The following is a 9,904-nucleotide window of genomic DNA, read 5'->3' on the forward strand; positions in this document are numbered from 1 at the left end:
GGCTGAAAACTGTCGCGGCAATCGTCAGAGCGGCCAGCCAGAAGTTTGTTCAGCCTGAACTCATAAAGGAACGGGAGCGGTTCGGCGTTGGTGACCCATTTCAGCTTGGCTTTGGCATAGCCTTCAGACTGTTCCTCGACCGAAGTCAGACGCACGCCCCAGTTGTCGGGCTTTGCCTCGACCACGCCGACAGCCTGTCTGTCTGCGAAGAGAACGTAATCAGCGGGCCCGATGTCGGTCTGGTATTCGCGGACGGCGACGCCGAGGCCTGCGTTGAAGTCGAGCGCGCTTTTGTCCTGCACATGCCACCCGGACGTCCGCAGACGTTCATCGATCCGGTCCCGGGCGAGCTGCTCGGGCGTTTGATTGACAGCAGAAGACACGCAATATGGCCTGAAAGCTTATATATTCCGGGATCATGCGTCTCCGGCAACGGAATTGCAAACGCCTGTCGTTCGAGCCGCAGATGTGCCGCCTCTCGTCCTGCGGCCATATTTTGTTGCGGCAGGTAAACCGTCAGGGAGGCTCCACACCAGCACTTGAGTCGCGGCGTGATGCCCTGCCCTCGCCGTGTCTGTCAGATATCGACATCGCCGGTTTGCGATTCCGGCGGCGCTGGGCGTAGGATCGGAACTCTTTCATGAAGCCCGGCAGTCGTACAGGCTTTGCACGACACGAGAATGGAGGCACCTATGCCCGAGAACTCGACCAACCCAGAATTCACGTCGCTAAGGCAAGGCACGACCGACGCGCGCGCGGTGGAAACCTACTACGACGACTGGGCGGACGGCTACGATGACACGCTGCAATCGTGGCAATACCGCGCCCCCGATGACGCGGCGAGCTTGCTCGGCCCTTATCTGGATGCCGGAACACAAGTACTCGATGTCGGCTGCGGCACAGGCCTGTTGGGGAGCGCCCTTCGCGCGCGGGCCAACGTCACGTTGCATGGTCTGGATATTTCGTCCGCATCCCTCGAGCAGGCCACGGCCCGCGGCATCTATGACCAGCTCCTGCAGCACGACCTGCAAGAAATCCCGTTACCGGTTGCAGATGATGGCTACGATGTTGCGGCGTCGGTGGGCGTGCTGACCTACATCGCGGACGCCGAGACGCTGCTGAGCGACCTTTGCCGTGCTGTACGCAGCGGCGGCGTGATCGCATTCACGCAGCGTACCGACCTGTGGGACGATCGAGATTTTGAAGGGATGATCGCGGGGATGGAAGCAGATGGCCTCTGGCATCGGAAGCACATCAGTGAACCGATGCCCTACCTGCCGGGCAATGCCGAGTTCGCAGACGATATTCGGGTGATCCATACGATCTGCCAGGTTCGGTGAGACCTTGCGGCAGACACGGTCCTCCGAAATTTCAGGAGGGCCGTGGATCATCCGTTTCATGCACCAAGGTTGTCCATCCCAGTCAGCGCGTCCTCGTGATATCGCCCGCCGCTGCTGGCGGAAAATGCCGTGCGATTGAATATCCGTCCGCCGTCCAAAATGGCGGCCAATAATTCGAGGCGTCACAGATTGGCTTGGCCGTCATTGCAAGGCGATTGGCTTCAGCATGTCGTCGGTATCCAGCCGCAAGGCGCTCCGCCAGAGCGGGGTCTTGAACACATGGCACACATGCTTGCCGGCGCGGTCTTCGCGGGTTTCCATCAGCAATCCGGCCCATTCCAGCGGGCGCAGAACGCAGGAGGAGAACGCGGCCATCTCACGCCACCCTGCAGTGTGCCAGTCTTGGGGCTCACCATAGAACGCTTCGAACAAGGCGGCCTCGGTCGCGCCGTGGTCTGCTTCCACGTTGATGACGTTCATCCAGACGTCCCATTTGCCGGAGGGGCGTTCATCGAAGCGCGCGTAGGATGCGTGGTCGATCTCGAAGACGAAGAAGGGGACCAGTTCCGCAAACAGGCGGCCCGGAGCCTGCGCGAGCTCAGCACCCCGCTTGGTCAGCCGGAACTCGCCCTTGTAGTGTCGCCCCAGGCGGAGGGTCAGCAGCAGGTAATGAAGGACCTCGAGGGGCGGGAACTCGTATTCATTGATGACCTTGCTGTAGCGGAACATCTCCTCGGCGCTCTTCCCCGGCCAGTCGAAGTGTTCGACGGCCCAATGGACGAAGACGCGCTTGAACGCCTTGGCCGCAGTCAGCCCGATCGAACCGTGCTCCTGTGCATATTCGAGGGTCCGGAGTGCACCGCGCAGGAGCGGCGAGTACGCCAGGTCGGGATGGTCATCAGGAAGCGGACGGCACTCGATCATGGTGGGATGCTGTCACAGACTTTGGTTCGATTCCATGTGGACTGAGGCCACCTCTTGCGCACCGCAAATTCGCACACGCTGTCGGGCGGTGTCGCCTCCCAAGATCGCGCCAAAGGCGCTCTCTGGTCTGATGGTTTTCAGACAACGTGACGACCGGATCTTGGTGAGAGCAGAATGGCCTCCCTCTGACATCAAAATCGCTTGCTGACAGATGGCTGGTCGCAACGGCGCTTGGTGTCAGAATAGAGCCTAGACCTGTTGCCAAACTGCTTTGCCACCACTACGTTGGCACCAAGCCTCGTTGATGACAGGATCGGCGCCAATATGGCCACCAAAGCCTACGACTTGACGGATGCCGTACCCTATCACCTCGGCGCCTTTCCACCATCGACCCTCGACTACGAGGTACTGCTCGGTCCGCTCGAGGAGGCCGCCGCATCCCTCGCGCGTTACGATGCCAAGATGTCTGGCATGGTGAACAGCGAATTGTTTCTTGCGCCGCTGCGCCGCCAGGATGCGGTCACCTCTTCCCGTATGGAAGGAACGATCTCGACCATCGAGGAATTGTACAGGCTGGAGGCCGAAGAAGACGCGGGCAGTGCCGACCCCTATCGGGAAGCACGCAACGACGATGTCGAGACTTTCCTTTACTCGCGCGCGCTCAGAAACGCCCAGCAGGCCCTTGCCGAGGGCGCACCGCTCGGCGAACATCTGATCCGCACCGCGCACCAGCAACTGCTGTCCTTTGGTCGTGGCGCCCGCAAGCGTCCCGGCAGCTACAAGGTCGAACAGAACTACATCGGGGACGAGCGACAGGGAAAGATCCACTATGTGCCGATCGCGCCCGAGCAGCTTGGCCCTGCGATGGTCGAGCTCGTGCGTTACATCAATGAGAGCACGATGCGGCCGCTGATCCGGACGGCCATCGCACATGTCGAGTTCGAAGCTCTGCACCCTTTCGAGGACGGCAACGGCCGGATCGGCCGCATGCTGATCACGCTCATGCTGTGGAAGCTTGACGTCCTGCATCAGCCGAACTTCTTCGTCTCCGGCTATTTCGAAGCCCACAAGGACGAGTACATCGCGCGGATGCGCGCAGTCTCCGCCACCGGCGACTGGACGGGCTGGATCGCGTTCTTCCTCGAGGCCATGCACGCCCAGGCGACGGTCAACATCCAGACCGCGGACGCTGTATTTCATCTTCACGGCGAGATGCGGGAGCGGTTCCGCGAGGTGCTGAACTCCCAATTTCACGATCAGGCGTTGGACTTCGTGTTCGCCAGCCCGATCTTTCGCAATGACCGGTTCGTAGATCGCTCCGGGATCCCGGCATCCTCGGCGCGCGCCCTGTCGAGACGCCTCGTCGAAGCGGGATTGCTGCGCACGATCGAACCCGCCGCAGGACGTCGAGCCGCGCTTTACGCCTTTGATCCGCTGCTCGACCTTCTGAAAGTCTGATGTTCGGAACGTGGGGGCGCGATGCACGCGAAAGCCGCCGAGTGTCGGCGGCTGCCGTCCGGTGTCGTTTTTCTGGCGTGGTGTTGATGTGGCGTTGAGGTTAACGCGCGCAACTCTTACACGAGCGTTTCGCTCAGGAACTATGCCATTGATATGTTTTGGGAATTTGGTTGCGGGGGCAGGATTTGAACCTGCGGCCTTCAGGTTATGAGCCAAACAAAAGAAGAACTAATGATTGTTCGTTTTCAATATCTTAGGCGATAAGCCTTTGAATGCGCGAAGAGTTTTCCCGGGTTTGGGCGCGTTTCACCGGGTTTCAACGGTATCCACCGAGCCCAAAACCGCGTTCACGGGTTGACCAGGCGTTGACCAGAGCCCTCCTTCGATCACGCGACGAGCAGCGTCCGGCCCTATTGCAACGGACGAAGACCTGACCTGTACAGGTTCGGAATTCGACGCGAAGGGCGGATGTTGCGCTTTCACTGCACCTGCGGCACAACTCAGCGAGAAATACGGAAGCTGACATCGGCAGTGTTTTGAGGTGTCCAAAGCGCATCACTAGCTAACCAAGGCTTCCCCACACCCGCAGCAGAAATCCTTCTGGACTCAGAAAGTCTTGCTTTTCTCGCTTTCAAAATGATGGTGTTTGGTGTAACTTAGGCTATACATTACGTCGGAAAATCCCATGTTGAAAATCGCAAATTTTTTATTGCCTTTGAGTGTCGCGGTTGGCGCCTGCACGCAGCTGGGGACCGAGGGCGTTCCAGCAGAAAGGCTTGTGCCTAATGGTTATTACTGCACCACCACTCCATCAGAGGCATACAGCCCGGGTTATGTCTACCGCATTGACGGAGGCGGAGCGGAGTTTTTGGTCGATGTTCTGAGCGACCAGGCCGAAACTTTCTCCTTTCGCGCCGCGCTAGGCACGTACAAGGCAAATGTGTCGAGAGGCGTAGACCTCGACATTTCGCTCCTCGACGACTCTGCAGTGCCCGGTGCCAGTGCTACAATCTCTGCTGGGACAACGAACGTATCCTCGGTTTCTTTCAGCGACGGCAAGTTCATACTTATGAACGATGCGGGTTTCCGAACCATTGCACAGCTAGCACTTGACGGGTTGCAACCGGAGGCCGAGAGTACCTACTTCGTGGTTCGCGACTCCATCCAGGCCAAGGGCATCGATATCAGTCTGACCGTCGACAATGAATTCTCATTGGGCGGTGAATCAGAAATTTCAAAGCTGCTTTCGGCGAAGCCGAATATCAAGTTGGAGCGCGGCGAGGGCTTGATAATAAAAGGAACGTTTGCTGAACCTCTTAACGTTTGTATCCGCGCTGTCCGAATTGACCCAGTTCAATCCGACGACCGGGTTTCAGAGGGTCGAAACTGGTCGGTAACGAGTATTGCAGCAACAAGCGCGCAATCCGCGGCAATCATTCAGTCCAAATGACCACCTTGGTAGACTTTCTCCGGATGCATCGTTCTCATATTACTGTTGTGGGACTCTTGTCTGTTTCGTTGTCGTTCTGGCCATCGCTTTCGTTGCACGCACAGAGTCTCCAACTTACAGATAAAAAATCCAGCCCCGCAACGAAATTCGAGGAGGCCTTAGCGAGGCTAAACTTGGGAGAGGACGCGACCTACCTCGAGTTCTCACAAATCGAGGGCGAAGGACTTGACCCGGGCACCGAGCTAATAAACGGCACCGTGCTTGGAAAGGACGTTATGCCAGCGGTTTTTAGGGCCACGACCGACGGCACATGCACCGCCAGCATGATTGGCCCCACAACGTCCCTGCTCGCAGCCCACTGCTTCGAAACTGAAGTTGGGTTCGCGCGCTTTTCGATCGGCGGGACGTCGACACAAGCAATATGTGAATCCGATCCGACGTATGCCGCTTCGAGCTCCCACGACTGGAGCTTGTGCCTGTTGGAAAAGCCCATAACTGGAATAACTTTCGAGGCTGTTAACGTCGAGGACCTGCCTTCTATTGGTACGAGGATCATACTGACGGGCGTTGGATGCACCTTCGACGGAGAGCCGCCAAGAGCACGCCCGCTCAAGGCAGGGGTTTCTTCGTTAGTCAGGCGGCCGGCCAACGTTGCGAACGCGGTAGACCGCGGCGCATACATCTACACGAAGAGCGAATCGGGAGACGGCGAGGCAGTGCTGTGCCTTGGCGACAGCGGTGGACCAGCTTTTGTTTTCCTAGGTGATACCTATGCCGCCCGGCGGTACATAGTCGGCGTAAACTCGAGAACGAGCATTTCTAACGGCGTCGGCCTGCTGTCGGCAACGGCCTCGGCCGCTGGACGAAGATTCATATCCGGCTGGATAGAGAAGAATGAGCAGGTCGTATGCGGGATTAACGCATCCACGATCACGCGTTGTATGTGGAGGAAATGATGGTACCTGTTTCTCTCGCTCGCGTGTCTTTGAACTGGATCGTCGGGTGCCTCGCCGCGTTGACGCTGTCAGTTGGACCGGGGAGAGGACAGGAGGCTCTGCTCGAGCTTAGCGTAACTCGCGAATTAACCGAGACGGAGCGAAACCTTCTCTCCGAGATCATCGTGCAAAACAACTCTGCCATGGTATTAGAAAACCGGGACGAGGTGGGAACGTTCGCTGAGATTTGTGATCCCATAACCTGCCAGGTGCCCGCGACGAACGCCGTCAACGACCTCTGGACCCAAGCGACAGACGCGCAACCTAGGGCGCCGAACGTGCTCAATGAGTTTACGAGGGGGCTCGTGATTCCTGGCGAAATTTCCCGGGATGGTCGAGATTATTTCGTGATCGAGCCTGACGTCGCCGTAGACGGAACAGTCCTCGGAGCGGTTCCAGGAAGGTACAACTCGACTGACTTGTCGCGCTGGATGGCGTTCCCCTTGAACACCGAGAGTCAGATTATCGCTCCAGACATTCTAACAGAGTGGAGCTTCACCCCTCCAGCGTCAGACGGACTCGTGCTATTCTGGGAACCAAAGTCCGTTCCGTTCACGATCATCTCCAATGACCTATCCTATTCGGGGGAGTCGGACAGAGTGTTCTCAGTGCGGAAAGACGTAGCCGACGAGAGGCTCGCAGAGGTTCTTGCCGCGCTCCAAGCCAACGATATTGGCGCGAACGTCGTGCAGGAAAGCAACACCTCCCTGGTTCGGCCTATTGTCTCTCCTTTCGAGGGTGAAGGTGCCAGTTGCAACGGTGGTCAGGTTGAAGATGATTGGCCCTTCGATCCAGCCGAAATCCGAGCAATCATCTCTCAAAATAGGGAATGGCTCGGGAGGCTCCGCCTACCAGTTTCACGCGCGCTGCTGCTAGTGGTTGATACAGGTATTGGTGAGAAACTAATTGAGGAGGGCGGGCAGTTGTCAGGCCTCCTCGCACCCAAGCAAAGCGAGGTCTTGAACCCCCTGATCGTTTTCAATGACCTCCCAGAGACCCCCGGCGCATTAGAGTGCAGCGACATTGATGGTGATGGGTACTATTGGGATGCAATCGGGGCAACCGGCACCCCGACGGCGCTCGGCGCCGTGGAATGTCCATTCGACTCAGTCGAACCTCTCCGGGATCACCGTCTGTTCCCGATTCCTCTAAGCATTGGTGCTGCCGACATCGCTACCTACGCGCCAGGCCATGGGAGTTTTGTCTCAATGCTGGTGGCGGGGGGCGGGAAGCTCAGGTCGAGCTTCCCTGAACTCGCGGACCATATCGGCTTGCGGTTTTTTAAGGTCACGCGGAGGCCAGAGCCCGGTTCCAGCGCGTCAGTGCGCGTGGAGAAAAGCGCTTTGACCAATGCCCTCACGTACGCTGCTGCCCAGGGCATAGACATCGTTAACCTCAGCATGAGGACAAGCGACACGAATATTCGTAGGATCTTTGAGAACGCGGCCGTAATGCAAATGCTCATAGTGACTTCAGCGGGAAATCTGCGGCAGGACCTTGACAATAACGGCGCCCAAACGCTTCCAGCGAGCCTGAAAAGTACAAACCTTATCGTCGTGGGCGCCTTGAAGAACAATGAGGGCAACCCGTGGTGGGAAGACTCTGCGTTTGGCCAATCGGTAAGCATTGCGGCGCCGGGAGTAGGTATAGAATCCGTTGACGAGGAAGGGAGCAAGGTGTGCTTTACTGGTACCTCGGCCGCGGCGCCGACCGTGAGCTTTACCGCGGCGCTTATTCACAGTTTTGGTATATCCGCTCCAGGTTCCATTAAGGATCGGATCTTGTACTCCACGAAATATGATAAGGCGCTGGAAGGGAAGGTCGAGCAAGCAAGGATGCTAGATGTCGCGGCGTCGATTGATGTCTTCGTTGACCGGTTAGCGCTGGGCTCCGGGCAAGTAATGCGCGGACGTATCTTAGAAGATCAAGGCGTCGGTGCTAGGCTTGTAAAGCTATGCAGCGGAGCGCAAGGGGAACCGTTAGCGGCAAACGGTGGGCGGATCGACCCATTTTACTTGAAGAGCTGGCGAAGAGACGGGAACCAAATTGTATTTCAAGACAGCAAGCAATTAACCACCTCACAGCTCCGGTGCACGTTTGACTCCTCAACTACCATCAATTTCCAGGCATTAGGTAGCGACGCGGCTTCATCGGTAGAGCTAGCCAATATCGCGTCCGCAGTCTTGTCGCCCTTCCGATCGGGCTTGGTAGAGGAGGCTGTCCTTGATTATTGAACCCAGTTGCGAAGAATGTTGCGTCAGTTCTTCGCCGCTAAGATTGGTCTCCCACCAAACCAAGCGGGGAGCGTCAAATCCCTGCATCACTGTCGTATCCTTCATGTTATTGGCCAGCTGCGAGCTTTGGGTTAGCCCAACACCAGGTGGTCAGGAGCAGGTGCCTTCGGAAAACTCGAGCTGTCGGGCTGAAACAAGCGACACCTTAGTGGGCGCGCTCGCGAGTTCGGTCAAGCTAGCGGACTTGCCAAGCAACCACCGTTTCGTCTTCGCGGAACGCAACGCGCAGTCTAGGAATGACGCAAGCCGCCTCACGCTGGCGGTGAATCCGCGTTCCGGCCGTATAGTCGAGGCGTACTGTGGTTGACCGTGTGCTCCACCCTAATGGCCCAGACGTGTTTCGGCAGAAGCGGGCGCTTTTTGCCGACAATGCGGCACATGACCCTAGCGTGTCGACGCGAATGGATGACGGGAAGGTTTGCAATGGGAATGGTGGTTCCTCTGCTCCGCCGCGATGCCGACAACATGTCAACGCCGCCACCATAGCACAGGCGCGCCCCGCGAAGGTCGGCTTGGAGCTCGCTTTGACCAACGCCCCTCGCCTCATCGAGGCTTACTCTATCAGAGAATCGGGTGTCGGAAGTGACTTACTCGAGCCAAGCATGTATATATCTGCTTCAAACCCACGCTTAGGTTGCGCAGGATCAAGTGGCGGAGGGTCATATGGTTGAAAAAGAAGTGAATAATAAAGTCTGGGCTCCGTTCTCACCGCTCAATCTTGCACTTTCAGCAGCAAGCGAGATCGGTATCACTTCTGCAAGTGATACGCTGGGGATTCCTCAAGGCGCCGGATTGATCTTCAGCGTGGGAGCGGCCGCTACTATAGAGGTTATTGGGAATTATTTCGCCGAGTCGAAAAGGATCTTACGTACCGCAAGCCCTGAAAATCCGAATAATCCTCTACCCAAAGCCGTTCGAAATGAGCTCACAGAAGAGAGCATTTCCAGTGCAATCCAGCTAATTGAGAGTAATGAAGCGCGCATGACGCGACTAATCTATCAGAAGGCGATGAGGAATCCGACGGGGTTAGGGTCGGGAATTAGCCTGATCCATTTGGTGTAGACTTCATGGTATCTACCATATGGCAGAAATGTAGATCGGTCATGATTGGACGCTTTCCACAATGCCGTGAGGACGGCCGTCGATCCGCTGCGCCATTGCCGAGCTGAAGCGTCGGCAAGATCGCTCACGCGCAGAACTCCACACGCCGGATTCTGCCCCGCCCGTTCCGCGATTCGTGCCTCGCCCGCGTTGAGCGCCCAAGGTAACCCATTGACGGGACTGTGCGGAATTAGTTCGCCCTGAACAACTCCCAACCTGCTGATTTCCGGCGCAGATCATGCTGAAACGCTGGCGGTGAATTGCAGGGTTTCGTATCATGGGTTCGCCCTGAACAATTCCTAACCTACTGATTCTCAGCGCAGATCACGCTGGAGCGCTGGT

General features: G+C 57.4%; 8 protein-coding genes. 6 read left to right on the plus strand and 2 right to left on the minus strand.

Annotation, left to right across the window (positions count from 1 at the left end):
- A partial coding sequence (locus tag DDE13_RS20975; protein ID WP_222626167.1) for a hypothetical protein occupies window positions 1–383 on the minus strand: 383 nt, incomplete at its 3' end.
- Between the two features lie 309 nt (window positions 384–692).
- On the opposite strand from DDE13_RS20975, the gene DDE13_RS20980 reads away from it, so the two are divergent.
- On the plus strand, window positions 693–1,340 hold the full coding sequence (locus DDE13_RS20980; protein ID WP_111406174.1) for a class I SAM-dependent DNA methyltransferase: 648 nt from the start codon (window positions 693–695) through the stop codon (window positions 1,338–1,340).
- A gap of 201 nt (window positions 1,341–1,541) precedes the next feature.
- Here the strand turns inward: DDE13_RS20980 and DDE13_RS20985 are convergent, their stop codons facing one another.
- The gene (locus DDE13_RS20985; protein WP_111406175.1) at window positions 1,542–2,264 is read right to left on the minus strand and encodes a hypothetical protein; all 723 of its coding nucleotides are present in this window, start codon (window positions 2,262–2,264) and stop codon (window positions 1,542–1,544) included.
- A gap of 324 nt (window positions 2,265–2,588) precedes the next feature.
- Here DDE13_RS20985 and DDE13_RS20990 point away from each other — a divergent pair, with 324 nt between their 5' ends.
- From DDE13_RS20990 to DDE13_RS23085, 5 genes are all read left to right on the plus strand, one after another.
- Window positions 2,589–3,722 carry a Fic family protein gene (locus DDE13_RS20990; protein ID WP_111406176.1) on the plus strand — a complete coding sequence of 378 codons (1,134 nt, stop codon included), beginning with the start codon at window positions 2,589–2,591 and terminating at the stop codon, window positions 3,720–3,722.
- Window positions 3,723–4,407: 685 nt separating this feature from the next.
- Window positions 4,408–5,172, plus strand: a complete 765-nt coding sequence (locus DDE13_RS20995; protein WP_111406177.1) for a hypothetical protein — start codon at window positions 4,408–4,410, stop codon at window positions 5,170–5,172.
- A 173-nt stretch (window positions 5,173–5,345) separates the two neighbouring features.
- On the plus strand, window positions 5,346–6,128 hold the full coding sequence (locus tag DDE13_RS21000; protein WP_162631149.1) for a trypsin-like serine protease: 783 nt from the start codon (window positions 5,346–5,348) through the stop codon (window positions 6,126–6,128).
- A complete protein-coding gene (locus DDE13_RS21005) occupies window positions 6,128–8,401 on the plus strand; it encodes a S8 family serine peptidase (RefSeq protein ID WP_162631150.1) in 2,274 nt (757 codons plus the stop codon). The genes DDE13_RS21000 and DDE13_RS21005 overlap by 1 nt, the downstream gene beginning before the upstream one ends.
- 723 nt (window positions 8,402–9,124) lie before the next feature.
- The gene (locus DDE13_RS23085; RefSeq protein ID WP_162631151.1) at window positions 9,125–9,523 is read left to right on the plus strand and encodes a hypothetical protein; all 399 of its coding nucleotides are present in this window, start codon (window positions 9,125–9,127) and stop codon (window positions 9,521–9,523) included.
- Window positions 9,524–9,904 lie beyond the last annotated feature (381 nt).

This window comes from Meridianimarinicoccus zhengii (genome assembly GCF_003254465.1).
GTDB lineage: Bacteria > Pseudomonadota > Alphaproteobacteria > Rhodobacterales > Rhodobacteraceae > Meridianimarinicoccus > Meridianimarinicoccus zhengii.

Excerpts from the sequence above, each read along its gene's own strand:
- DDE13_RS20990 (WP_111406176.1), top strand. The coding sequence starts at position 2,589 with ATGGCCACCAAAGCCTACGACTTGACGGATGCCGTACCCTATCACCTC.
- DDE13_RS23085 (WP_162631151.1), top strand. The coding sequence starts at position 9,125 with ATGGTTGAAAAAGAAGTGAATAATAAAGTCTGGGCTCCGTTCTCACCG.
- DDE13_RS20985 (WP_111406175.1), bottom strand. The coding sequence starts at position 2,264 with ATGATCGAGTGCCGTCCGCTTCCTGATGACCATCCCGACCTGGCGTAC.
- DDE13_RS20995 (WP_111406177.1), top strand. The coding sequence starts at position 4,408 with ATGTTGAAAATCGCAAATTTTTTATTGCCTTTGAGTGTCGCGGTTGGC.
- DDE13_RS20980 (WP_111406174.1), top strand. The coding sequence starts at position 693 with ATGCCCGAGAACTCGACCAACCCAGAATTCACGTCGCTAAGGCAAGGC.
- DDE13_RS21005 (WP_162631150.1), top strand. The coding sequence starts at position 6,128 with ATGGTACCTGTTTCTCTCGCTCGCGTGTCTTTGAACTGGATCGTCGGG.